This is a genomic window from Moritella sp. 36, from assembly GCF_018219415.1.
In the GTDB taxonomy this organism is placed as follows: domain Bacteria; phylum Pseudomonadota; class Gammaproteobacteria; order Enterobacterales; family Moritellaceae; genus Moritella.
Map to the genome: position 1 here is coordinate 396,059 of NZ_CP056120.1, position 25,652 is coordinate 421,710.

Annotated in this window: 24 protein-coding genes; 18 read left to right on the forward strand and 6 right to left on the reverse strand. The window is 41.5% G+C overall.

Translation table 11 applies throughout. The annotated features are described in order from the left end of the window. The first annotated feature begins 105 nt into the window (after window positions 1-105). The 4 genes from mdh (at window position 106) to rlmB (ending at window position 5,489) form a co-directional block, all read left to right on the forward strand. Window positions 106-1,044: a malate dehydrogenase gene (gene mdh, locus HWV03_RS01845; protein ID WP_211678233.1), complete on the forward strand. Its 939-nt coding sequence runs from the start codon at window positions 106-108 to the stop codon at window positions 1,042-1,044. A gap of 155 nt (window positions 1,045-1,199) precedes the next feature. After that, window positions 1,200-1,997, forward strand: a complete 798-nt coding sequence (locus HWV03_RS01850) for a tetratricopeptide repeat protein (protein ID WP_211678234.1) — start codon at window positions 1,200-1,202, stop codon at window positions 1,995-1,997. A gap of 184 nt (window positions 1,998-2,181) precedes the next feature. Beyond that, window positions 2,182-4,701, forward strand: coding sequence for a ribonuclease R (gene rnr / locus HWV03_RS01855; RefSeq protein ID WP_211678235.1), 2,520 nt, complete (start codon window positions 2,182-2,184; stop codon window positions 4,699-4,701). Window positions 4,702-4,736: 35 nt separating this feature from the next. Next, window positions 4,737-5,489 carry a 23S rRNA (guanosine(2251)-2'-O)-methyltransferase RlmB gene (rlmB, locus tag HWV03_RS01860; protein ID WP_045111999.1) on the forward strand — a complete coding sequence of 251 codons (753 nt, stop codon included), beginning with the start codon at window positions 4,737-4,739 and terminating at the stop codon, window positions 5,487-5,489. A 201-nt stretch (window positions 5,490-5,690) separates the two neighbouring features. Here rlmB and HWV03_RS01865 read toward each other — a convergent pair whose 3' ends face one another. Beyond that, window positions 5,691-6,257, reverse strand: a complete 567-nt coding sequence (locus HWV03_RS01865) for an RDD family protein (protein WP_211678236.1) — start codon at window positions 6,255-6,257, stop codon at window positions 5,691-5,693. Between the two features lie 173 nt (window positions 6,258-6,430). Here HWV03_RS01865 and HWV03_RS01870 point away from each other — a divergent pair, with 173 nt between their 5' ends. The 4 genes from HWV03_RS01870 to rplI all read left to right on the forward strand — a co-directional run bounded on the left by HWV03_RS01870 (window position 6,431) and on the right by rplI (window position 8,294). Then, complete coding sequence (locus HWV03_RS01870) at window positions 6,431-6,907, forward strand: GNAT family N-acetyltransferase (protein ID WP_211678237.1); 477 nt, start codon at window positions 6,431-6,433, stop codon at window positions 6,905-6,907. A gap of 207 nt (window positions 6,908-7,114) precedes the next feature. Further along, entirely contained in the window at window positions 7,115-7,483 is a 369-nt protein-coding gene (gene rpsF / locus HWV03_RS01875) for a 30S ribosomal protein S6 (protein WP_211678238.1), read from the forward strand. An 82-nt stretch (window positions 7,484-7,565) separates the two neighbouring features. Next, the gene (gene rpsR / locus HWV03_RS01880; RefSeq protein WP_006030173.1) at window positions 7,566-7,793 is read left to right on the forward strand and encodes a 30S ribosomal protein S18; all 228 of its coding nucleotides are present in this window, start codon (window positions 7,566-7,568) and stop codon (window positions 7,791-7,793) included. A 48-nt stretch (window positions 7,794-7,841) separates the two neighbouring features. Next, window positions 7,842-8,294 (forward strand): 50S ribosomal protein L9, encoded by a 453-nt coding sequence (rplI, locus tag HWV03_RS01885; protein ID WP_211673828.1) that lies wholly within the window; start codon window positions 7,842-7,844, stop codon window positions 8,292-8,294. Between the two features lie 85 nt (window positions 8,295-8,379). Here rplI and HWV03_RS01890 read toward each other — a convergent pair whose 3' ends face one another. The 3 genes from HWV03_RS01890 to HWV03_RS01900 are packed head-to-tail and all read right to left on the reverse strand — an operon-like array spanning window position 8,380 to window position 13,381. Next, window positions 8,380-9,990 carry an FGGY-family carbohydrate kinase gene (locus tag HWV03_RS01890; protein ID WP_211678239.1) on the reverse strand — a complete coding sequence of 537 codons (1,611 nt, stop codon included), beginning with the start codon at window positions 9,988-9,990 and terminating at the stop codon, window positions 8,380-8,382. A 20-nt stretch (window positions 9,991-10,010) separates the two neighbouring features. Then, window positions 10,011-11,699 (reverse strand): glycerol-3-phosphate dehydrogenase/oxidase, encoded by a 1,689-nt coding sequence (locus HWV03_RS01895; RefSeq protein WP_211678240.1) that lies wholly within the window; start codon window positions 11,697-11,699, stop codon window positions 10,011-10,013. A gap of 8 nt (window positions 11,700-11,707) precedes the next feature. Further along, window positions 11,708-13,381, reverse strand: coding sequence for an FAD-binding oxidoreductase (locus HWV03_RS01900; protein ID WP_211678241.1), 1,674 nt, complete (start codon window positions 13,379-13,381; stop codon window positions 11,708-11,710). A 173-nt stretch (window positions 13,382-13,554) separates the two neighbouring features. Here HWV03_RS01900 and HWV03_RS01905 point away from each other — a divergent pair, with 173 nt between their 5' ends. The 8 genes from HWV03_RS01905 to HWV03_RS01940 all read left to right on the forward strand — a co-directional run bounded on the left by HWV03_RS01905 (window position 13,555) and on the right by HWV03_RS01940 (window position 20,922). Continuing rightward, a complete protein-coding gene (locus HWV03_RS01905; protein ID WP_211678242.1) occupies window positions 13,555-14,583 on the forward strand; it encodes an AraC family transcriptional regulator in 1,029 nt (342 codons plus the stop codon). 117 nt (window positions 14,584-14,700) lie between these two features. Beyond that, a complete protein-coding gene (locus HWV03_RS01910; RefSeq protein ID WP_211679949.1) occupies window positions 14,701-15,015 on the forward strand; it encodes a c-type cytochrome in 315 nt (104 codons plus the stop codon). A gap of 181 nt (window positions 15,016-15,196) precedes the next feature. After that, entirely contained in the window at window positions 15,197-16,624 is a 1,428-nt protein-coding gene (dnaB, locus tag HWV03_RS01915) for a replicative DNA helicase (RefSeq protein WP_211673833.1), read from the forward strand. Between the two features lie 9 nt (window positions 16,625-16,633). Next, window positions 16,634-17,707 (forward strand): alanine racemase, encoded by a 1,074-nt coding sequence (gene alr / locus HWV03_RS01920; protein ID WP_211678243.1) that lies wholly within the window; start codon window positions 16,634-16,636, stop codon window positions 17,705-17,707. A gap of 345 nt (window positions 17,708-18,052) precedes the next feature. After that, entirely contained in the window at window positions 18,053-18,703 is a 651-nt protein-coding gene (locus HWV03_RS01925; RefSeq protein ID WP_211678244.1) for a TetR/AcrR family transcriptional regulator, read from the forward strand. A 97-nt stretch (window positions 18,704-18,800) separates the two neighbouring features. After that, window positions 18,801-19,688, forward strand: coding sequence for a radical SAM protein (locus HWV03_RS01930; protein WP_211678245.1), 888 nt, complete (start codon window positions 18,801-18,803; stop codon window positions 19,686-19,688). Window positions 19,689-19,720: 32 nt separating this feature from the next. After that, entirely contained in the window at window positions 19,721-20,089 is a 369-nt protein-coding gene (locus HWV03_RS01935; RefSeq protein WP_211678246.1) for a DUF4440 domain-containing protein, read from the forward strand. Window positions 20,090-20,319: 230 nt separating this feature from the next. Then, window positions 20,320-20,922 (forward strand): peroxiredoxin C, encoded by a 603-nt coding sequence (locus HWV03_RS01940; protein ID WP_211678247.1) that lies wholly within the window; start codon window positions 20,320-20,322, stop codon window positions 20,920-20,922. Between the two features lie 106 nt (window positions 20,923-21,028). On the opposite strand, the gene HWV03_RS01945 is transcribed toward HWV03_RS01940, so the two are convergent. Then, on the reverse strand, window positions 21,029-21,493 hold the full coding sequence (locus HWV03_RS01945; protein ID WP_067046139.1) for a chemotaxis protein CheX: 465 nt from the start codon (window positions 21,491-21,493) through the stop codon (window positions 21,029-21,031). 24 nt (window positions 21,494-21,517) lie between these two features. Beyond that, the gene (gene zur, locus HWV03_RS01950) at window positions 21,518-21,958 is read right to left on the reverse strand and encodes a zinc uptake transcriptional repressor Zur (protein ID WP_249185416.1); all 441 of its coding nucleotides are present in this window, start codon (window positions 21,956-21,958) and stop codon (window positions 21,518-21,520) included. Window positions 21,959-22,366: 408 nt separating this feature from the next. Here zur and dusA point away from each other — a divergent pair, with 408 nt between their 5' ends. Both dusA and HWV03_RS01960 read left to right on the forward strand, forming a co-directional pair. Beyond that, on the forward strand, window positions 22,367-23,359 hold the full coding sequence (dusA, locus tag HWV03_RS01955; RefSeq protein WP_211678248.1) for a tRNA dihydrouridine(20/20a) synthase DusA: 993 nt from the start codon (window positions 22,367-22,369) through the stop codon (window positions 23,357-23,359). A gap of 320 nt (window positions 23,360-23,679) precedes the next feature. Then, window positions 23,680-25,299: a methyl-accepting chemotaxis protein gene (locus HWV03_RS01960; protein WP_211678249.1), complete on the forward strand. Its 1,620-nt coding sequence runs from the start codon at window positions 23,680-23,682 to the stop codon at window positions 25,297-25,299. Window positions 25,300-25,652: the final 353 nt, after the last annotated feature.

The window sequence follows — 25,652 nt, forward strand, 5'->3', positions numbered from 1 at the left end:
GTGTTGTTAATTGTTTTTTAGTCAATGTTGCAGTAAGGTAGCTGTGATTAAAGGAATTTGTGAATATTGTATTCTACATAAACAATTAAGATAATGGAGACGTCTATGAAAGTCGCTGTATTAGGTGCTGCTGGTGGTATCGGTCAAGCTTTAGCCCTACTTTTGAAAACTCAACTACCTGCTGGTTCAGATCTATCACTCTATGATATCGCACCAGTAACTCCAGGTGTTGCTGTTGATTTAAGCCATATCCCTACAGACGTTACTATTGCTGGTTTTGCTGGTACAGATCCTACAGATGCACTTGTTGGTGCTGACGTGGTACTTATCTCTGCGGGTGTTGCTCGTAAGCCAGGCATGGACCGTTCAGATCTATTCAATATCAATGCTGGCATTATCAAAAATTTAGCCGCTAAATGTGCTGAAGTATGTCCAAACGCATGTATCGGTATTATTACTAACCCAGTTAACACAACTGTGCCAATCGCTGCTGAAGTACTTAAGCAAGCGGGTGTTTACGACAAGCGTAAACTATTCGGTATTACGACGCTGGATGTTATCCGTTCTGAAACTTTCGTAAGTGAGCTTAAAGGCATTTCACTTGCTGACGTTGAAGTACCGGTTATCGGTGGTCACTCAGGTGTTACTATTCTTCCGCTACTTTCTCAAGTTAAAGGCGTTGAATTTACAGCTGAAGAAATTGCGACGCTAACACCACGTATTCAAAACGCTGGTACTGAAGTTGTTGAAGCTAAAGCGGGTGGCGGTTCTGCGACACTTTCTATGGGTCAAGCAGCTGCACGTTTCGGTCTTTCTCTTGTTCGCGCATTACAAGGCGAAAAAGGTATCGTTGAATGTACTTATGTTGACGGTGGTTCTGAGCACGCAACATTCTTCGCACAACCTGTACTACTAGGCAAGAACGGCGTTGAAGAAGTATTAGCATACGGTGACTTAAGCGAATTTGAAACGAACGCACGCGATGCAATGCTAGAAGAACTAAAAGCGAACATCACATTAGGTGAAGAATTCGTTGCTGGTTAATCATTACATCTAGCCTGTTAGGTCAAAGATGATGAGAATTGAAGCCCAAGTTATTTTTAACTTGGGCTTTTTTATTTAAGAAAACGACACGTCGGTCGATATAACTATTACCACAGTAGTTTTTTCGCTGGAAATTATCTTTTAGGTTGATTGATATGCTTATAACACCGACAGCTAGGTTAACGACAATTTGTCATTATGTGAAAACGGTATTATTAGTCATGGCGACGAGTGTGTTTTTGGCTGCTGCAATGCCAGTATTTGCAGAAACGAGTGCCAAGACCGTCGCATTCAGCAAACCTGTTGGTGAAAAAGAGCAACGTATTACAGACCGTGGCGAACGTGCAGTCGAGGCGGAAAAAGCAGCTAAAGCAGCTCCCACATTCACTGAATTCCCCAGCGCGATTGAGCTATATAGTGATGATGAACTTAATCAATTAATTGCGGAAAATACCCACCTTAAGCGGGTGCGTGCAGATGAGTGCCAACTTGTTGATGATATTAAAGCGCGTGCTGAATTAGTGAGGCTACCGACTTATCAATTTCTATGGGGTGATATGTTAGCCTGGGGAGTGTGTGTTGATAAAAATGCCGAACTTGGTATTCATTATATGCGTGCAGCAGCAAGACAGGGCCAACCTCGGGCATTGGAACAACTGGGGCGTTACTATGTTCAAGGGAAATTTGTGCAGCAAGATATCGAGCGTGCTGTACCGCTATTTGAACAATCAGCTAAATTAGGTTTTTTACCGGCGAAAATACAATGGGCGGAGCTATTAATTCAAGGCTACGGCAGTCCTTATGATTATCAAATGGCATACAGTTATTTGTATAATACTGTGACGGCTGATGTTAAGATGCACAAAAAATTAACCCTATTATTAGCGCAATTAGAAAACTTAATGCCTGAACGTGTGGTTACAGCAGCAAAACATGCCGCTAAATATCAGTAAGTATGACGAGTTAAGTACCTCATTAAAGCTAACTGAATAGTCAATTAGAGTTAGATCCGATTCGATCCTGTGCTCATTTGGCACTATCCTTCTTGTATACCGACTTACTTATGGTACAAAACTGTATCCTAGGGTAGTTTGGGTATATAATCTGACCGTTTATTCCTTCCAATTTGGACTTTCTATGAGTAAAGACCCTTTCCACTCGCGTGAGCAGGAAAAATATAATAATCCTATTCCTAGTCGAGAATTCATTCTTGATTATCTTCGTAGCTTAGATAAGCCGATTAATCGTGAGCAAGTATTTGCTGGATTAAAATTACAAGGTGAAGAGCACGAAGAAGCTTTACGTCGTCGCTTACGTGCGATGGAGCGCGATGGACAGCTGGTTTTTTGTCGAAACAGAACTTATGCATTACCTGAACGCTTAGATTTGCTGGAAGGTCAGGTATTGGGCCACCGCGATGGTTTTGGCTTTTTCCGTCCTGATGATGGTGGTAAAGATTTATTTATCTCTATCCGTCAAATGTCGACGTTATTCCATGGCGATCGTATTCTTGCACAACCTGTAAAAGAAGAGTTTAAAGGCCGTAAAGAAGCACGTTTCGTACGTTTATTAGATGCTGAGCCACTGCAACTTGTTGGTCGTGTTTATCTGGAAAAAGGTATTGCCTTTGTACGTCCAGATGACAGTCGTATTAAACAAGAAGTACGTATTAGTGATGAAGAACGTCTTGGTGCTCGTGCTGGTCAAATGGTTGTGACAGAAATTGTAAAACGTCCAACTTATAACTTACCTGCGTTAGGTAAAGTGATCGAAATACTGGGTGAAAATATGGCACCAGGTATGGAGATTCAAGTGGCGATCCGTACGCATGATATTCCGCATGTATGGCCAGAACATATTCTTGATGATATGGCAAAACTGTCACCAGAAGTCCCTGAAGATGCAAAACTAAATCGTGTTGATTTACGTGATCTACCGTTGTTAACTATTGATGGCGAAGATGCGCGAGATTTCGATGATGCTGTATTCTGTGAACGTAAAAAAAGCGGTGGCTGGCGTTTATGGGTAGCAATTGCTGACGTAAGTTCATATGTGCAAACTAATTCAGATTTAGACTTAGAAGCACAAGGCCGTGGTAACTCGGTTTACTTCCCTGAGCAAGTTGTCCCTATGCTGCCAGAAGTATTATCGAATGGTTTATGCTCGCTGAATCCACATGTTGATCGTTTATGTATGGTTTGTGAAATGACCATTTCTGATGCCGGTCGTTTGTCGGGTTATAAATTTTATGAAGCTGTGATGAATTCACATGCTCGCTTAACCTATACCAAAGTAGCTAATATTCTTGATGGTGATACAGAACTGCGTGATGAATACCAAGCGGTAGTGCCACACCTTCACGAATTACATAACATGTATAACGTGTTGAAAAAAGCACGTTCTGAACGTGGAGCCATTGAATTTGAAACGTTAGAAACACGTTTCGTATTTAATGAACATCGTAAAATTGACAAGATCGTACCGGTTGTACGTAACGATGCGCATAAGTTAATTGAAGAATGCATGATTTTAGCGAACGTTGCATCGGCACGTTTTGTTAGCAAGCATAAAGCTGCGGCATTATTACGTGTGCACGATACTCCGGGTGAAGAAAAACTGGTTAACTTCAGAAGCTTCTTAAGTGAGACGGGTCTAGAGTTAAAGGGTGGTTTGAAACCAACACCGCTAGATTACGCTGATTTGATTAGTCGAATTCAAGATCGTCCTGATAAAGAACTTATCCAAACAATGCTGCTACGCTCAATGAAACAGGCAGTATATCAAGCAGAAAATAATGGTCACTTTGGTTTAGCATTAACTGCGTATGGTCACTTTACGTCACCAATTCGTCGTTATCCTGATTTAGTATTACACCGTGCGATCAAGTTTGAAATTGCTAACCAAGCGGCAGTTAAAGAAGGTAAACCCTTAACGAAGCGCTGGACTAGCACTGGTGGTTATTGCTACCAAGTGTCGGATGTTGAGACACTCGGAGAGCATTGCTCATTAACAGAGCGTCGTGCCGATGATGCAACGCGTGATGTATCAGATTTCTTGAAGTGTGAATACATGCAAGATCATCTTGGTGATACATTCGAAGGTGTGATTGCAGCTGTAACAGGTTTTGGTTTCTTTGTTCGAATCAAAAACCTTAACATCGATGGCTTAGTGCACGTGTCTAGTTTACGTGGTGATTACTATAATTTCGATGGTAGTCGTCAAACGCTACGTGGAGAATCAAGCGGTGTTGAATATCGTATTGGTGATCAAGTTGAGGTGAAAGTCTTAGCGATCAACATGAACGATAAGAAGATTGATCTTGAGCTAGCGGGTGCAGTAACACACAGCCGTCGCAGTAAACGTAAACCAGCAGAATTTTCTGGTAAACGTAAACCTGAAGGCGCAAAAGCGAAGCCGAACAAAAAGACTAAATTAAAGTTAAAAACTAATAGTGATGTAGTGGTAAGTGCGGCTGATAAAGCACGCGTTGCTGCTAAGCTACAGCCTCAAACAGGCGATGCTGTTGAAAAAGGCACATCACCAGTTGATGCAGTTAAACCGAAAGGCAAGACTAAACCAGCAAAGAAGAAAGTAAAAGCCAAGGCTAAATCACGCCCGGGCAGAGCTGAACGTTCAAAGAAAAAAGCCAATAAATAGCAATGGTAATAATAGTAACAAGGTAGAGAGATACAATGAGCAGTGAACTAATTTTCGGTATTCATGCAGTTAAATCATTATTGGAGCATGAACCAGAGCGCTTCATTGAAGTATATGCATTAAAAGGACGTGAAGATGATCGTCTAACACCATTAATAGCAGAATTAAATGATATTGGTATTGCAGTGCAATTGGTTAACCGTAACACACTTGATAAGAAGTGTGACGGCGGCCGTCATAACGGTGTATTAGCGCGCGTTAAAGAAGGTAAAAAACTAAATGAATCTGATCTCGATACGTTACTTAATCGTATTGAAGAAAAAGAAGAACAGCCATTATTATTGATTCTTGATGGCGTTACTGACCCGCATAATCTAGGTGCTTGTTTACGTAGTGCTGATGCGGCAGGTGTCCATGCTGTTATCGTGCCTAAAGATAAGTCAGTACAACTGACATCAGTGGTTCGTAAAGTAGCCTGTGGCGCAGCAGAAACAGTGCCACTGATTGCGGTGACAAATCTTGCACGTACTATGCGTGAGTTACAAGAACGCCGTATCTGGATTGTGGGTACTGCGGGCGAAGCAACACAAGATTTATACCAGCCTAAACTAACGGGTCCATTAGCTATTGCGATGGGTGCGGAAGAGAAAGGTCTGCGTCGTCTAACGCGTGAACATTGTGATGAACTAATTAGCATCCCAATGGCGGGTAGTGTTTCAAGCTTGAACGTATCAGTAGCTACTGGTATCTGTTTGTTTGAAGTTGTACGTCAACGTCAGGCTAAATAATCCTACGCGCTTGTTTGGTAAATAGGTCTAGTAAATAGGCTTAGTAAATCGGTTTAACCAATCGGTTTTAAAACAATGAGTTGATATAAAAAAAGCGTCCAATCAATGGACGCTTTTTTATTAACTCTTGTTTATGAACTAAAGTTTTTACTGACTATAGTTTACAGCGTGATGGCACTACTTAGCTTAATTCGCTCACGATTAAGCATCCATTACGTCTGAGGCTTCACTTTTACCGTCACTATCGATATGCGCTTCGCTACTCGCAATTTTACGGCCTCTTGGCATCTTCACTACTAATGTTTTTGCTAACTCATCATGTAGGCAGCGACGTTGATCACCTCTAAAAATAGCCAAGAAATTACTGATCGTAATTACAAAGCCAAAAAATGGTAGGTAAGCGACAATCCAAAATGGCAGGTAACGCTTGAGGATGATGTCTTGTAAGCTGAGGCGTTGGCCATTTTCACCCACTACCGCAATACCAACAATGCGTTTACCTAGGGTTTGACCATATTCTTTAAGTAGGTAACTGTTTAACGCCATGAATAACACAATCTCAAGTAAAGATACTTTGACTTGAGTGGCAAAGGAAATCGTAAAGTTTTCATCGATACCGGCACTTAAATTAAGTAAATCAAAACCGAGAATAAACGGGACTAACATTACAGTCGGAAAAATGACTTTATCTAATATTGCTGCTTGAAAGCGTTGAGCTAACGTAGCAAGTTCAACATATTGACGTGATGACGAAGGTTCAGGTTGCATATGACTTCTATAAATTAGTTAGTTAACTGGAATTCAGACATAGATGATAATCAATCCTTAGCGTAATAATCAAGATTTACTCGCACTTATTTACAAATTCAAATTTTAATTCACAGCGTAAATAATATTGTTATTATGTTAGGTGATTTTAATTTTAGTATATGGGATTGATTATGACTTGGATGTGTTATCGGTTTAGTGAGTTGTCCAGTTTGCAACTCTATGATGTATTGCAATTACGCGCAGCTATCTTTGTTGTCGAGCAAGATTGCGCTTATCAAGATATTGATGGTTTAGATATGCATCCTGATACGCGTCATATTCTGCATTATAGTATGAAAGGTGAGTTACTTGCTTATCTGCGTATTTTAGCGGCGGGAGTTAGTTACCCAGATGTGGCGATTGGTCGTGTTGTGACTGCTGCGTCAGCCCGTGGACAGGGTCTTGGTCATCAGTTGCTTGAACGCGGAATGAGTGTGGCCAAATCAACATGGCCTGATCAAGATGTATACCTTTCTGCACAGGCTCATTTACAGCATTATTATCAAGGTTATGAGTTTGCTACTGTGACGGCAGAATATTTGGAAGATGGAATTCCCCACGTTGGTATGCGCTGGCAAGCGAATTCTGAGCATTTTAAAAGATCATAACAAACAAGACTAATAGCATGCACGATACCCAAGTTACTTTAAGTATTAATGTAACTATTTTCGATTATCTTCATTGTCGAGTTGTATTATGGGGAGTGACGCTATATAATTCGCGGTCTCAAAATTAGTCAATTTTTTATACGTTCCTTGCCTCGATGGACCGACTAAGCCAGAGCCGAGGCTGATTAAACCCGTGAGGAGCTTACGATGCGTCATTACGAAATCGTATTTATGGTTCACCCAGATCAAAGTGAACAAGTTTCAGGCATGATCGAGCGTTACAGCGCTGTAATCACTGAAGCAAATGGTACTATCCACCGTCTAGAAGACTGGGGTCGTCGCCAATTAGCATACCCAATCAACAAACTTCATAAAGCTCACTATGTTCTTATGAACATTGAAGCTGGCCAAGATGTTATTGATGAGCTAGAAAATAACTTCCGCTTTAACGACGCAGTGATCCGCAACATGATCCTACGTACTAAAGGTGTAGTTACTGAAGCTTCTCCAATGGCTAAAGCTAAAGAAGAACGCCGTGAAGCGCCTGCTGCTACTGAAGCACCAGCTGCTAAATAATAGCGTTTTAGCTATAGGTATTTGTTTGTTGGATAGCATTTAGTTATCCAATTATTTGAGAAGATTTTAGGAGATTTTAATTATGGCACGTTTTTTCCGTCGTCGTAAATTCTGTCGTTTCACTTCTGAAGGTGTTACGGAGATTGATTATAAAGATATCGCTACGTTAAAAAACTACGTAACTGAAAGCGGTAAAATTGTACCAAGTCGTATTACTGGCACACGTGCTAAGTACCAACGTCAACTTGGTCGTGCGATTAAACGCGCACGTTACTTGTCTCTACTTCCATACACTGACTTACATAAGTAAGCTATTGTTTGGTCGTCAAGACTAACTCTATATTTTTGAGGAAAGGTAATGAAAGTAATTTTATTAGACAAGATCGCTAAATTAGGTAAATTAGGCGAGACTGTTAACGTTAAAGCTGGTTATGCTCGTAACTTCCTTTTACCGAAAGGTAAAGCGGTTCTAGCAACTAAAGCAAACGTTGAATCTTTCGAAGCACGTCGTGCTGAACTAGAAGCTAACGTAGCTGCTGTTAAAGCAACTGCTGAAGCTAAAGCTGCAACAATCAACGCTCTAGAAGCTGTTGTAATTGCAACTAAAGCTGGTGACGAAGGTAAGATTTTCGGTTCTATCGGTACTCGTGACATCGCTGATGCGATCGTTGCTGCTGGTGTTGAAGTTGCTAAAAGTGAAGTTCGTCTTCCTGAAGGCGCTTTACGTACTCTTGGTGCGTTCGAAATCAGCATCCAAGTACACAGCGAAGTATTCGCTACAGTGAACTTAGAAGTTGTAGCTGAAGCTTAATTTAAAGTTTAACTTTAGATTAATCTCAGTATAAAGCCATGGTGTATACCATGGCTTTTTTTATGCCTGTAATCTGAGGACATCACTATTTCGGGTAGCCAGTGATGGTACGAATCGATTGGTATAACGGCTGTAATTGTGTATACATTTTCAAATAGACTTGGTTATAAAGTGCATCATAAGTCGCCACGATCTCTGGCTGCGGCTGAAAGACTTTATTTACTCGTGTCATTCCTGAAATTGCCTGATCAAAGTCGGCATAAACACCGAGCCCAACTGCAGTAACAATCGCAGCCCCTAATCCCGATGTTTCGAATGTATGTGGGCGCTCTGCTGGCATATTAAAAATATTGGCCGTTAACTGCATCGCCACATCACTTTGAGAACCGCCTCCTGATACCCGCAATGTGGTTATTTTGACCTTGTTACGTTTGCTGATACGTTCTTTACCTTCTCGTAATGAATAGGCAAGTCCTTCTAATATCGCACGATAGATATGGGTACGGGTATGTACATCACCAAAACCAATAATACCGCCTTTGGCTTCAGGTCCGGGATCGCGTGCGCCAGGTGTCCAATAGGGTTGTAACATCAGTCCCATAGAACCGGCTGGAATTTCTGCGACTAAGCGATCGAATAATACTTCTGGTGCGATACCTTCAGCATCAGCGAGATGCTGTTCCCGTAAACCAAACTCTTTTTTAAACCAACTGATTAGCCAAAAACCACGATAAATCATGACCTCCGAAGAATAGTGACGCGGTATCGCGGAAGGAAATGGCGGTAAATGTGGCGTGGCTTCCACATATTTGTCTGTGGTGATGTTAATCGTTGCGGTAGTGCCATAACTTAAACACGCGATGTTAGGGCGGTTACCACCAGAGCCGATAATTTCGCAAGCTTTGTCTGATGCCGAGGCTATCACGGGTAATCCAGCTGGAATACCCGTATAGGCCGCGGCATCGTCGGTAACATGACCGACAAGCTCTCCAGGTTCGACCAGCTTAGGTAACATTTTCGGGTCTATCGCTAACATATCCCAACGCCAATCCGATTTTTTTAACCAAGCCAGCTTTTTATAATCAAACGGGATATAACCAACTTGGCTACCAATAGAATCAACCAGGTTATCGGTGAACTTATAATTTAAAAATCCTGATAACAGTAGGTATTTGGATGTATCACGCCATATCTCGGGTTGATTTTGACGGATCCAAATCGCTTGTGACTTTTCTTGAAAACGCTGGATAATATCTTCGACACAGGCAATTTTAAATAACCAGTTCCAAGGCCATTGAATGCTTTCTTGTTGCGCATGACGTTGATCTAACCAGATGATTGCCGGCCGTAATGCTTTGCCTTCAGCATCAAGATTGATCACGGTACCACGTTGGGTCGTGATCGACATACCAACAATATGCTGTTTATCGATCGCCGGGTATTTTTTAAGATCTTGCCAAAGTAAGTCACAGGCCTGCTTGACGGCTAGCCAGTAGTAATCAGGATCCTGTTCTGCCCAACCAGGTTGCGCTGAAAAATAAGGAGTGATCACTTGTTGTCCTTTGGCGATCAAATTGCCTTGGTTATCAAAAAGTAGTGCGCGAACACTTTGGGTTCCATTATCAATACTCAACAAATAGCGTTGCTGCTCCGATGCTAATGCTAATGGTGATGATGTTGGAGTAAGACTATCCATGTAAATTATCTCCGACTGAGCTAGCTTGCCGCTACGTAAGGTGAGCTATCATTATGTTTTGGTAAACAATGGCTATGTTTTGGCAAACTATAGTAACGTTGAATGATGGCTTGATAGCGACCGACTTCGTGTTGCCATTGTGCTTCATTCCAGTGCAACGCTGCTTTGCAAAGAGGTTGTAATTGCACGAATAACTGCTCTCCACCTTTTGGCAGTAATAACCCGATGCGACAACGACGTAGCAATAGGTCATCGAGATGAATCACCATTTCGTGCTGTAATATCCACTTTAGTTCAGCAAAAAATGTATTTGTGCTACCAACCAACTTGAGCTCACCGTGACTGGCGTTATTGATCAGATGGCTATAATGCTTACCATAGTGACTTTTTAAACGCTGTATTTGCTGCGGGTTCAAGATACTATCGACTGGCTTAGCTGTGATAGGTTTAAATAGTTTAGCTGCTTGTAACTCGATGATATTTATATCTGGCAAGTAATGCTGTGCGACCTTTAATACATCGAGAGCGATCAACCTGAAGGTGGTGAGCTTACCACCTGCGACACTGATCAAGCCTTGTTCATTCCAGATCGTATGTTCACGTTTTTCATCTGACGGTTTGGTATCTTTTACCTTACCTCTGGTATCGGCACTGCTATTTGTACTATTACTGACTACTGGGCGGATCCCGGCGTAGGTAGATATCACATCGTCTTCGCTAATATTAGCTTGCGGAAACTGCTTGTTGATCCCGGTAAGCAAATAATCAACCTCACTTTGGCTAATGCAAGGTTGTTGATCTAAATCGGTGTCATGATCAAGATCCGTGGTCCCAATCACAGTGCTATTCTCCCAAGGGAAAGCAAAGATAGGACGCTTGTCTTCGGGGTGGAAGTAGCTAACCGAATAGGCGAGTGGTAATCGCCAGCTTGGGATAATTAAATGACTACCTCGCAATGGCCTAATGGCTTTTTTGGCTTGCAGTTGCTGGCGTAATTTGTCTGTCCAAGGGCCCGTCGCATTGACCACAACGTTGGCTTTTAAGCTAAATACTTGTCCAGATACCTGATCAGACACTTTAATGCCGGTGACTTTATCGGCGGTTTTAATGAGATGCTCTGCGCTGAGATAATTGATGGCACGGCCACCAAGTTCTTGCGCTTCTTGTAATACCCGCATGACCAAACGAGCATCGTCAGTGACCGCATCGGCAAACTGTGTCGCACCCTGTAATTTTTTCTGCTCAATCCCCGGCACATGAAAATCACCAATACCGTGATTAATATAACTGTGATTACGTTTCCCACCAATCCAATCATAGATGGTCAGCAAGCTATTAAACACAAAGGGGCCAGGAAATTGAGATTTATAATGACCCATCAAAAATTGCAATGGGTTCACTAAACCGGGTAACTCGTTAAGCAATTTTTCACGTTCAGTCACGGCATCTTTGGTCATATTATATTGACCACTACCAAGATAACGCAGACCGCCGTGTACCATTTTCGAAGACTTGCTGGATGCCCCCCAAGCAAAATCTTGTTGCTCAACTAATAATACTTTCAAGCCTGCCTGGCTGGCGCTTAACAATATGCCAGCCCCCGTGATGCCCCCACCAACAACGATCATATCCCAAACGGTATTATCAGCACTTTGTTGGATCTGAGAGAGATGCTGCTTACGACTCAAGCTGGTTAATATATGGCTCATATTACCTCCTAGCTGACCTGTTCTTGATGTTGCGTGCTATCACCGCTTGATTGTAGATTCAGTGTTGATGCTGGTTCTGATGCAATGAGGCAATGTGGATTCATTATCTGCTGTGGATCAAATGTGTCGCACAAAGACTGAATGGCTTTGATCGTCAATTCTCCTTTCTCTGTAGTTAAGTAAGGTTGGTGATCTTTACCGACGCCATGCTGATGGCTAATGGTGCCTTGGTTGTTAACGATAATCTCTGAGGTTGTGTGTTTTAACTTTGCCCATTGGGCTAGGGTTTGCTGGTAGTTGTCACCTGCTTTGAAAATATAGGTGGTGTAAATGCTAGAGCCTTGTTGGTAAAAGTGAGATAAATGAGTAAACACGTGCATTTGCGGTGAGCCAGCGGTTGGATCTTGATTTAATACTGTGCGTAGATTGGTTTCTATTTTGGTTAATAGATTATCGACGTTATGCCAGTCCGTTGCTGTTTCTAGGGTATCTACGACATAGCCTTTTTGCCATAACGCTTCGCGGAAGTAGGGCATGGTAAATCGTTTTTCAGCCCATTTATTACCCATGAACGACCCTGTGTATAAGCCTTGGTACGCTTTGGTGATCTTTTTTAGTTGTTTTAATGCGCTGCGACATTGGAACTTGGTCCCTGTTAAGCCAAATGTCATCATGCATTTACCTTCTTTTGCCCCAAATACAACGAGGGCTTTTTCGAGTAAGGCGATTTGTTTTTCATGTCCGGCTAAGGCAAGTTGGGTTTCGGTCTCGATAGCATTGCTTAGACGCAGCATAGACAATTGTATATCGGACTGGACAAGTGTTTTGGCTGCTTCTTTGGCTTGCTGCCAGCTTGGGAAGAAGGTCACATAAAAGTTCTCTTGTGCTGCGAGTTTACGCACCCGGACTTTGACTTCGGATAAGATACCAATACGGCCTTCTGACCCCATCAACAACGCTTTAATATCAGGGCCTGCTGCCGAAGCGGGGAAAGTTGGAATATTTAATCGACCAACTGGTGTGATGACTTCACCACCGGCAAACAGCTCCTCAATGCGGCCATAACGTAAAGACTGTTGACCACTCGATCGCGTGACTACCCAGCCGCCAATGGTCGAAAGTTCGAAAGATTGTGGGAAGTGCCCTAAGGTATAACCTTGCGCACGTAGCTGTGCTTCGACTTGTGGTCCCGGTGTACCTGCACCAAATGTGGCGAGCTGGCTTTCGGTATCGAGTGCGATGAGTCGGTTCATACGCCCCATATCGACGGTTAAAATAGCGTGTTCTGATGCAAATGGATTGATGTGACCAGCGACACTGGTGCCACCACCATAGGGGATGACGAGAATATTGTGTTGTTGACAAACGTGGAGAAGCTCGACTAAATCATCACTATTTTCTGGAAAGGCGACGCCATCCGGGAAATATTCAAAATCACCACTGCGCATGGCTAACCAGTCCGGTAAACTCTGCCCTCGAGCGTGACGAATACGTACTTCAGGATCGAGATTAAATAACGGGTGATGGGGCAACCGGGAGGCTGGTACTTGTTTTATTACATCTTCAATTTGCGCATCGACGAGTTGTGTTGTTGCCCCGACTTTTGAAAGTAAAAAATCATCAGCAGTACTCGGTAAATCTAATTTATTGGCTTCATCGCCCCAACCATTCCAACGTTTCATAATCTCATCTTCCTCTGTAATATTACGGTATGTTATCTAGTTTAGATGTAAAGGGCGGTTGATAGCATTGTCGTATTAAGCCAAGATAAGTATCAAATTAGGACTAACTCACAATACCTCAGGGTAAAGCTCGTTATACTCATAAATACGTATTGAATAAGGATGATTCAGTTATGGTAGGGCTAGGTTCAGTATCAGTGCCAGTAATAAAACAGTATTTACGTTATGTGGAAACGTTGGATATCGATGTACCAGCGTTATTGTCACGCAGTAATATTACAGTAGCCACGCTTGCCCAAGAAAGTGAGCGTATCACTGGTGAGCAATTACAGGCATTTTTGGCCAACCTTATTATTGCCACTGATGACCCCTTATTCGGATTGAAAAGTGGTGCCTTTGTTGAGCCAAGCTCGTACAGTGTTCTGGGTTATATCACGATGACGTGTGCGACGCTTGAACAAGCGCTTGAACGTATTCAGCCTTATGAGAAATTGGTGGGCGACATGGGCGTGACATCAATAAACTATCAATCTAAGCAGCTATGTATCAATTGGCATTGTGCCTATACCTTTGAAGATGTGCGAGAGCAAATGGTCGATAATGTATTTGCTTCTTGGCTTGCTTATGTCCGTTGGTTGTCAGGGCAAGATTTAGGACCTTTGGAAGTACATCTGCAACGCGCAGCGCCAGTGCCAGAACTTATGCATCACTATCAGCAGGTATTTTCTTGTCCGGTACTATTTTCACAATCAAGTAATAGTCTTATTTTACCGCGTGAATACCTTGATATCCCGTTACGGCAGCCAGATTATAACCTGTTGAAAACACTTGAGATACATGCCTCTCTACAAGTTTCTGCTCTTGGCGACACGCATAGTTTTAGTGTCCAAGTTAAAGATATTATTCGTATTTTATTATCGAAGGGCATTACTCGCAAAGATATGGTCGCTGGGCAGTTAAACATGAGTGAAAGAACGCTGCAGCGGAAATTGCAGCAAGAGCAAACCAATTATCAGAAATTATTGGATGAGGCGCGTTTATCACTGGCTCAGCAGTATTTAATTGAAACACAGCTGGCGGTGGATGATATTGCTATGCAACTCGGATTTAGTGAAACACGATCTTTTTTTCGTAGTTTTAAGCGTTGGACAGGGCAAACTCCGAGTGTTTATAGAGAATGTAGTTCACAGAAATTAGGTTAAATAAGCCATTTTTCTACGCAATGCTTTCATTTTTCGAGTATGAGGTCTAATATTTTGCAAAAAGAATAAAATTAACCTTATGCTGCTTCACAGCAGGATGCAATTAGTGAGTATATGATGAAAAAAATTACAACAATGATTGTTGCGTTAGCATGTTCAGTCCCTTCTTTGTCTATGGCTGCGGGTGATGTTGCTGCTGGTAAAGCCAAAGCAGTAGTGTGTGCAGCTTGTCATGGTGCGTCAGGTATTTCTGCTATTCCTATGTACCCAAATCTAGCTGGTCAGAAAGAAATGTATTTAGTTAATGCATTGAAAGCATACAAAGGGGGTCAGCGTACTGGCGGTATGGCACCTGTGATGGCCGGCCAAGCTGCTGCATTATCTGATGCTGATATTAATAACCTAGCAGCGTACTTCTCAAGCCTTAAATAGTATTGAGTTAATCCCTACGCTGGTAAGTACATAAGCCTCATTGTGAGGCTTTTTTATTAACCAAAAAACCAGCAAACGATTCCATCATATAAATTTTTACCACTTCTCTGGTTATTTCATTTCCCCTACAGGGATATTTTTAGGATAATGGTTAATCACACTAAATTTCGTGAGTGCTAGCATGGCCGAAAAACGTCAAAACCAGTTTCAAAATCAGTTTTCAAAAGACAAAAATAAAAAAGACAGTGCTGTTGATGCGCTAAAAGTGCCGCCGCATTCGTTTGAGGCTGAGCAATCGGTTTTAGGTGGCTTATTCATTGATAATGAAGCTTGGGATCGTGTAACCGAATTTATTGTAGCAAAAGATTTTTACAGTCGCCCACATCAACTTATATTCGAAGGAATGGCAAAGCTGGTGGATCAGCATATCCCACTGGATATTATTACCGTTTCTGAATGGCTAGATAACGAAGAACTGCTTGACGATGCAGGTGGCTTTGCGTATCTGGGTGATATTGTTAAAAATACCCCAAGTGCGTCGAACATTACTGCTTATGCTAACATTGTGCGTGAGCGCGCAGTGATACGTGAACTTATTGCGGTTGCCAGCGATATCAGTGAATCAGGTTATGAGCCGCAAGGGCGTAAAAGTACCGACCTACTTGATTTAGCTGAAAGCAAAGTATTCCAAATTGCAGAATCAAGACAGAGCGAAGGCCAAGGCCCGAAGAACTTAGAAAGCGTTCTGCAAGAAACCGTTGATAAAATCGAAGAACTTTATCAAACCCCGCATGACGGTGTGACAGGTGTTGCATCTGGGTATAACGACCTTGATGGCATGACGACAGGATTCCAACCATCTGATTTAATTATTGTCGCAGCGCGTCCATCCATGGGCAAAACGACTTTTGCGATGAATTTATGTGAACACGCGGCACTAAATGAAGATAAACCTGCGGTTATTTTTTCACTGGAGATGCCTGCAGAACAGATTATGATGCGTATGCTCGCGTCACTGGGTAAAATTAACCAAACCAAAGTACGTACTGGTCAATTAGATGATGATGATTGGGCGCGTTTATCTGCGACCATGAAGAGTATGCTAGAGCAGGGTAAGATGTATATCGATGATAGTTCTGGTTTGACCCCTACCGAGGTTCGTTCGCGCTCTCGCCGTATTGCTCGTGATCATGGTGGCATCAGTATGATCATGATTGACTACCTACAATTAATGCGCGTACCTGCATTAAGCGAAAACAGAACCTTGGAGATCGCTGAAATATCGCGTTCATTGAAGTCCCTTGCTAAGGAACTTAAATGTCCTGTGATTGCCTTATCTCAGTTGAACCGCTCGTTGGAGCAACGTGCTGATAAGCGTCCGGTTAACTCGGATCTTCGTGAATCAGGCTCTATTGAGCAGGATGCCGATTTAATTATGTTTATTTATCGTGATGAGGTTTATAACGACGATTCACCAGATAAAGGCACTGCCGAAATCATTATCGGCAAACAACGTAATGGCCCGATTGGTAAAGTCAGACTGACCTTTAACGGTGAATTCTCACGCTTTGATAACTTTACCGGCCCTGCTTATGATGATGATTATTAAGGAATAACTATGCGTTCAGCAACGGCTGAAATATGCTTGCAGTCATTGCAGCATAACGTTCAACAAATAAAATATATTGCCCCGAATAGTAAAATAATGGCTGTTGTGAAGGCGAATGCTTATGGCCATGGTCTACTTGCAGTCGCATCTGCGCTTACTGATGTCGATGCATTTGCGGTGGCTCGTGTTGAAGAAGCTTTAACCCTGCGCAGTGGTGGTATTGTAAAACCGATCTTATTACTGGAAGGTTTCTTCTCGACTGATGAACTACCGATCTTGGTGGCGAATAATATCCAAACATCGGTACATATCGAACAACAACTTGATGAATTAGAACAAGCAGATTTAGATGCGCCTATCCATGTTTGGTTGAAAATGGATACCGGTATGCATCGTTTGGGTATACGTCCTGACAACTGTAAACGTGCGATTGAGCGCTTGAAGAATAACCCTAATGTAGTGCAACCAGCACGGTTGATGACGCATTTTAGTTGTGCTGACGAAGCCGACCCAACTATCACCCAACGCCAAATTGATTTATTTGATGAGTTAGTTGTTGGTGAAGAAGGTGAGCACTCAATTGCTAACTCTGCAGGTCTGTTAGCTTGGCCTGCTGCACGCCGAGAATGGATCCGTCCAGGTATCATGCTGTATGGTGTATCACCTATGATCGGCGCGACAGCGGTAGAGCATGATTTAAAGCCGGTGATGACCTTAACCACAGATTTAATTGCAGTACACAATATTAAAAAAGGTGAAACAACGGGCTATGGTGGTATCTGGAGTGCGTCAGAAGATACACGCTTAGGCGTTGTTGCTGTGGGTTACGGTGATGGCTACCCACGCATGGCGCCAGAAGGAACTCCGGTATTAATTAATGGCCGTATCGTGCCGATTGTTGGCCGTGTTTCGATGGATATGTTAACGGTAAATTTAGGCGCCGAATGCCAAGATAAAGTAGGTGATAAAGTGATTATGTGGGGCGCAGGTTTACCAGCAGAATTAGTGGCCGAACACATAGGAACCATTGCATATGAACTTGTTACTAAGCTTACGCAACGGGTTACACTTAAATATTTATAAAAATTAGTTGACTGTGATGCCCTCATTTTTATTGCTGCGACCAACGAAAGTTAAACTATATCAAGGTATTATGTTATAGATAACATAGCGTCATGAATTAAAATACATTTAAGTAAACTGAAATATGAGTATTTCACCTGCAATTTACTCATTAATTACGTTATGATTAACTAGAGTTCGAGCTCTATGTGGGTTTGACAGGGATTTTAATATTTAAAGTAACTTATTGTTTTATTTCCGAATTCACTAATAAATATAAAATTGATTTATGTGACTAGTGGCTACGACTAAACTTATTTAATTTCACCTTTATCATTTAGTTTGTATAGCAGTAAGGGGCGGCATATGACAGATAATACGATACAAAGAAATCTACCTAGACAAGAAAGAAGCCTTGAAAGAGTAAAGCAAATTATTGATTCAGCAGCAGCTTTATTTGATGAGATTGGTATTGCTAATGCGACGCCTTCAGATATTGCTAAGGCATCGGGTTTAACAAGAACATCGTTATATCGTTATTTTCCGAACAAAGCATCGATTATCCGAGCGCTAGCTGAGCGTCATTTACAAGCGCTGCAATTACGCTTCTCTGCGGTGCCAAATGATTTGCCGCTTGAAGAACGTATTGAGCTAGTCATTGAGACATACGCTGAGTTTTACCGTAACGAACCGGGTTACATGGCCGTTTGGTCGGGCGTTGATTCACTGCCAGAGCTGAAAAGTATTGATCAGTCAGCACTCGATTTTCACTCTACTGTCATTCAAAATCAAATGGCGAGTATTGTTTCTGATGATATCAGTAGCGAGCAAGTTAAAATGATCTCGGTTATCCTACCACGTACTGTAGGTTCTATTTTACGCTTGGCAGTGCAAGAACCTGAATTGGCAAATCAATATGTGCGCGAAGCAAAAGTGTTAGCGACGGTATACTTGACTCATTATGCCCACCTTGCTGGTTATGACCTTAAAGAAAATCCAAGTTCAAGCCCTGCATAATAACCGAATAAACTAGCGGTACTGAATAATTTAGTTACTGCTAGAAACCTTCCTAAATTAGCAGCGGATGCTGATTATTAAATAATGGAATTTCTACATGCCTATCTCTTATGTTGAACCTGTGTTTCGTCCGCCGAGTGAATGGCGATCATTGATCTTACAAGTCGCAAATGGTTGCTCTTGGAATAACTGCACTTTTTGCGATATGTATACGCAACCTCAGAAAAAATTTAGGGCTAAAAAGATAGCTGATATCGAAGCCGAAATTTTGAGTGTCGTTGCTAGCGGGCAAAAACATCAGCGTGTTTTCCTGGCTGATGGTGATGCCATGACATTACCGTTTAAACGATTAAAAGAGATCTTGTTACTTATTCGTAAACACATGCCAGATGTGCAAAGAGTCAGTGCATATTGCTTACCACGTAATATTAAAAGCAAATCATTAGCAGAGCTTTATGAGTTATGTAATTTAGGCTTGGGCATTGTTTATGTTGGTTGTGAAAGTGGTGATGATGAGGTTCTCGCATTAGTAGAGAAAGGGGAGACTTATGATTCGCAACTTGATGCTCTCTACAAGCTGAAAGGTGCGGGTATTAAAACTTCAGTGATGATACTTAATGGTCTGGGTGGTACTGAGTTTACCGAGCAGCATGCATTAAACTCTGCGCGCTTAATGAATGCTGCACAGCCAGACTATTTATCGACGTTAGTGGTGTCTTTTCCATTAGGGCAAGCTAAATTTTCCCAAAACTTTGTTAATGGTTTCCAATTACCTGATCAGCAGGGCTTGTTTTTGGAAATGCAAATGTTGTTAGAAAACTTGGAACTTAAGAATACCGTATTCAGGTCTGACCACGCCTCTAACTACTTGTCTTTAAAAGGGGTTCTGGGGCAAGATAAAAGCAGATTACTAGCACAGATATATGGTGCTATTGAAACCCCTGAGCAGAGCCATTTACGTAAAGAATGGCAGCGTGGGTTATAATTTCTATCTTTCTCACCGTAAAAGGAAAAACGATGTCTTTAAAGGACCAGATTATCATTAGTGAAAAAAGTTTGCATAAACACGTAATGAATAATGAAGTTGAGAAATTAACCCCGTTTATTGATGATGAATTTATTGTACTATCGGGAAGAGGCGTTAAGTTTAATAAATTAGAAGTACTTGATGTGATTACAAGGGAAACAGGGTTAAGAGTCACTACTGGAAGTCAGTCTTTTGAATTCAGGGAAATATCCACAGATGTTGTTCAGCTATGCTACAAAGGCTGGATGGACTATGGTAATGATAAGAAAACTTACTCTCTCCGTACTTCTATTTGGAAAAAAAATCTTACAGGATGGAAAATAATATTCCATCAAGGAACCCCGTGTAAACCATTTTAGCACTAAGCGCTGTTATTATCACAGCCTTAACAAAAATCGGCTACACAAGATGACAACTAGAAAGTGCGGTGCTATGGTTATATTTCAATAATGTTTATCTTATAATCACCAAGTGTTCGATAGTTTTTACCTATCAAAATGATTGTCTAAAGCAATTGGTTTAAGATTATATTTAATGTAAAAATTATGCCGTAAAATAAGCAAATATTTAATTAATTTAGGAGATTAAAATGGTTTTAGTAGGACGTCAAGCACCAGACTTTACAGCTGCAGCAGTACTAGGTAACGGCGAAATCGTTGATAGCTTTAACTTTGCTGAATTCACTAAAGGTAAATCAGCGGTTGTATTTTTCTATCCACTTGATTTCACATTTGTTTGCCCATCAGAGCTAATCGCTTTTGATCACCGTCTAGAAGATTTCCAAAAACGTGGTGTTGAAGTTATCGGTGTTTCAATCGATTCACAATTCAGCCACAACGCATGGCGTAACACTTCTGTTGAAGATGGCGGTATCGGTCCAGTTAAATACCCACTAGTAGCAGACGTTAAACACGATATTTGTCAAGCATATGGTGTTGAACATCCAGAAGCTGGTGTGGCTTTCCGTGGTTCTTTCCTAATCGACACAAACGGCGTTGTTCGTCACCAAGTTGTTAACGACCTTCCATTAGGCCGTAACATCGATGAAATGCTACGTATGGTTGATGCACTAAACTTCCACGAGAAAAACGGTGAAGTTTGTCCTGCACAATGGGAAGCTGGTAAAGAAGCTATGGAAGCATCACCTGAAGGCGTTGCTAAATACCTAAGCAAAAATGCTAAAGGCCTATAATTTTCACTTAACGTATTAAGTAAAAATTAAGTCTAATAAAAAAGCCAATCTCAGTGAGATTGGCTTTTTAGTATTGAATGATTTTTTTAATAACGTTTAAGTTGAATTAGCTATCAAAGCATATCTCAATAGACGCACTACCGAATGCACTGGTTAGTGGCAGCAACAATTTAGGCCCTTCTGCTTTGTGAGTAACTGTATGTCCTTTACCTGACACCACAATCGGTGTCGACATATCAAAATCAAAGCCTTTATCAGCTAAAATACGCTTTGCACCACCTGTTACCATGTTGGTGATCTCACCTACCATATCAATGACTTCAGCGTCAATTTTAGCGGGTTTCTCACCCAGCATATTATTCATAATCGCTAAGGCTAATGACTCATCAAAGGTAAGTGAAAATGAGCCTTTTGCTTGCGTTGACATCATTCCCATGATGCCAGTAATATCACCTTTGGCTTTGTCATCTTTTTTGAGTCTTGGCTTACCGGGTGTTAATTCCACTTGTGCCATGGTATTTAATACATTTAATAAAGATGAGATAAATGGATTGATAAACTCTACACGCATAGTTTGTTGTTCCTGAAAATTTAATTATTCACGGCAATCAGCACAGATACCGTGTGCTTCGACTGTCTTAGTCGTAATTGCAAAACCATGCTCATCGGCAAGTGATTGTAGTAACTCTTCTATTTCTGCATTGTGTAATTCAATAACACCACCACAACTCTTACATAAGAGTAGTTGAGAAGGGTGTTTTTCACCAAAATGTGGGCACAAAATAAATGCATTACTCGATTCTATCTTATGAATAAAACCTTCTTCGAGTAGAAAATCGAGCGCGCGATAGACGGTCGGTGGTTTTGCGTTTGGTTCTAACAGCTGCAATTGAGCAAGCAGATCATAAGCACTAATCATGGCGTTGTGCTGTGCCATTAACAGAAAAATTTGCTGCCTAATTGGGGTGAAGCGAACGGCACGGGTAATACAGAGTTGTTGTGCTCTGTAGAGTAAATTGTTCGCTGAATCTGTCATAGGGATCATTCAAGTAGCTGAGAAAGGATAATGCTAACACACTAGGAGGGCTTTTCTAATTGCAATATACTAAAAATAGCAAAGCAAGCGATCTTTATAGTGGTTTTCAGTGTATTTCGTTGGGTTGGTTAACGTATTCATAAATTAGTGGTGGCTAAGTTTATAGTTGAGTCGCCATCTTCGGCGTGAAAGGTACTGTTTTCATCAGATAACTCGCGCGGCCTTAAGCTAAAGCGAGCTTGTGGTGGGTGCCATCGTTGAACAAGATCTTTATTTTTGAAAGTGAAGCGCGCAAGGTGTATGATCGCCCCCTTGTTTTTCGTCGTAGTTGCCACGCTGCTGCACGAATTTAAAAGCAATTTAACGTAATTTAGCGCGACGCGCATCGAGATAAGAGATAATAAAGCAATGACTAAGCCAGCTACCACAAGTGTTCATGCCCCTGGACGTTTTTCGATTGCCCCTATGTTGGATTGGACAGACCGTCATTGTCGTTACTTTCATCGCCTACTGACCAAAAACACCTTACTGTATACAGAAATGGTGACAACCGGTGCAATCATTCACGGCCGAGGTGATTATCTGGCCTATAACCAAGAAGAGCACCCAGTGTCTTTGCAGTTAGGTGGCAGTAATCCGTTAGATTTGGCGCAAAGCGCTAAACTGGCACAAGAACGTGGTTATGACGAAATTAATCTGAACGTGGGTTGTCCGTCTGATCGCGTTCAAAGTGGTAAATTTGGTGCCTGTCTAATGGCGGAACCTATGCTGGTGGCGGATTGCGTTAAAGCAATGCAAGACGTGGTAGATATTCCAATTACCGTTAAAACTCGTATTGGTATTGACGAGCAAGATTCGTATGAATTTTTACAAACATTTATTGATACAGTCGCGGCAACGGGTTGTAAGGACTTTACGTTGCATGCCCGTAAAGCTTGGTTAAGTGGCTTAAGCCCGAAAGAAAACCGTGAGATCCCAGAACTTAATTATCAACGTGTTTACGATATTAAGCAGGATTTTCCGGGATTGTTTATTGCGATTAACGGTGGCGTTAAAACGTTAGCAGAGACAGAATCGCACCTTACGCACATTGATGGTGTGATGATGGGGCGTGAAGCGTATCATAATCCTTATCTATTGAGCCAAGTTGATGAACTTGTTTACGGTGCTGAGAAGTCGACTTATAGTCGTCATGATTATGCTGAAATGATGCTACCGTATATTGATAATCATATTCGTAATGGCGGGAGCCTAACGCATATTTATCGTCATATACTGGGGTTATTCCTTGGTCAGCCTGGTGCGAGAGCGTGGAAACGTTACTTGAGTGAACAAGGACATAAAAAAGGCGCTGGTGTTGATGTTGTTGAAGCTGCGCTCAAGTTAGTGCCGAAAGTATAATTTATTGATTTAAAAAGATTAAAGAGTTAAAAAGCCTATTATTATTTATATAATAGGCTTTTTTTGTATGATTTGTAAGTGCTGGTTATTTATTAACTAATGCCTCTCGTTTGGGCTAGTTTATTCAGGTAGTATGAAAACACTAATGCGAATGGTTTAATAAGATAAAGATCCAAAAAATGGTCATGATTTTGATTATGAGGCCGATAAGCTATTAGGATTCTAAGGACGTTGTCCGATCTATAAGTTAGATCAGAGGGACGGGATTGGTATTGTAATAATACTATCAAACTAACTTGTAAACGCTACAGAGGTATTAAATGGGACTATCAACCCAACTAAAAATCAAGCATAAAATCGGCATTCTTTCGGCGGTTGTTGTCGTTAGTTTTTTAACTTATCTTTTCGCGAATATCCTCGTTGTAAAAGAAAACAAAGAACGTTTATCACAACTGTCTGCTATTTATTATCCAGTACTTGAAGCCGCCACGATTAGTAACAGTAAAATTGCTGAATTAACGCAAGCAATTGAAACATCGGTCACGATTGGTGATGAAGATATGCTGCTGAGTGCAGACGATGTTTATGTTGATCTGATTGCACAACTAGATCTAATTAATTCGATCCATCCCGACAAAAATCGTGAATTATTATTAATTAAAAATGAAGCTGCTGAATATTACAAATCAGCTAAATATTTGGCTAATGGCTTGATTAGTGGCTCGATTTCTATTGATAGTTTATCTGTATTAGCAGAGAGGAATAGTCTTAAATTAGAAAAATTATTGGCGGAGCTGGATCAATTTAAACAAGACAGCCAATCTGACTTTACCGCGTTAATTGATACCTCATTAGAAAGCTCAGATAGAAGCCGTAATAAAGGTATTTTATTGGGTGTTGGCGTTATTATTTTAGTGCTTGCAGTGTGTTATTGGTTGACTGTGTCTATTACGGGTAGCATTCGTAAAGTATCTGATTCTTTAAAAGAGATCGCACAAGGTGATGGTGATCTGACAATACGTATTGATTACACCAATAAAGATGAAATTGGTGACCTAGTGCATTGGTTTAATCAGTTCCTGAATAAGCTGCATGGCAGTATCTCCGAAACTATCCAATCTATTGATTCGTTATCACAAGTGTCGACGCAATTAGCGACATCAAGCTGCACGTCTAAATCTCGAATTCAAGAGCAAAGTAAGTCGATTGATCAGGTCTCTCGCTCGATGAACGAAATGTTTGATACTGTCAGGCATATTGCTGATTATGCATCTAATGCTTCTTTGGAAGCAAATAGTGCAAACAAGGAAGCGGAGACTGGAACAGTGGTTGTCGAGAAGACTATTGAAGCCATACATGACCTAGCTAATGAGGTAAAAACAGCATCAAAAGTGATTGATGAATTAGACTCTCATACGAGCAATGTAGGTGTTATTCTCGATACTATCCGTGGTATCGCCGATCAGACCAATCTGTTAGCATTAAATGCAGCCATTGAAGCGGCGCGTGCGGGCGAACAAGGACGTGGTTTTGCTGTCGTTGCTGATGAAGTTCGAACTTTAGCCTCTCGTACACAAGACTCAACCCAAGAGATCCAACAAGTACTGGAAGAGTTGCAACGTGCTTCACGAGGTGCTGTGGAAGCGATGCAACGTGGGATGAGTAAAGCGGAGATGGGCGTAGAGCAATCATCGAGTGCGAGTGACTCGCTTAGCAGTATCTCGGGTAAAGTTGACGCGATTAACGTCGTCAACGAGCAAATTGCGTCGGCGACAGAAGAGCAAGCGCAAACCAGCAAATTGATAAATGGTTATATTGATGAAACCCATGCGATAGCAACGCAAGTATCTCAAGATACCGTGGTGCTTGACGACATAACACGTGCTATCGAGGTTGCAACACAACATTTAAGGCAAGCTACAAATCAATTTAGTGTGTAGTGAGTAACTACAATTTGCTTGTTACACGAAATTTCTAAGGAGAGAAATTTTATGGGCAAGCAAATTGCTATCAACGGCTCAAACGTTTTATCAAAAACAGTATCAACAATTAGATCAACCCTATTACAGAACACCACCGAGAACTATCTTTAGCTGCTTGTATTTCAGTTGCGCAATTCTATACCTAATACCTATGCCTATGTCTATGTCTATGCCTCCGCAGAGTAGCTAGGTCGCGTTCAATTACTCGACTCATCTAGTGCTATCCCGTTAACTTCCTGTTTGTTTTATATGCGTATAGCATATGTTTAGAGTGATTATCCAGCATTTTTGTAAGCGGGTGTCACCGCTCC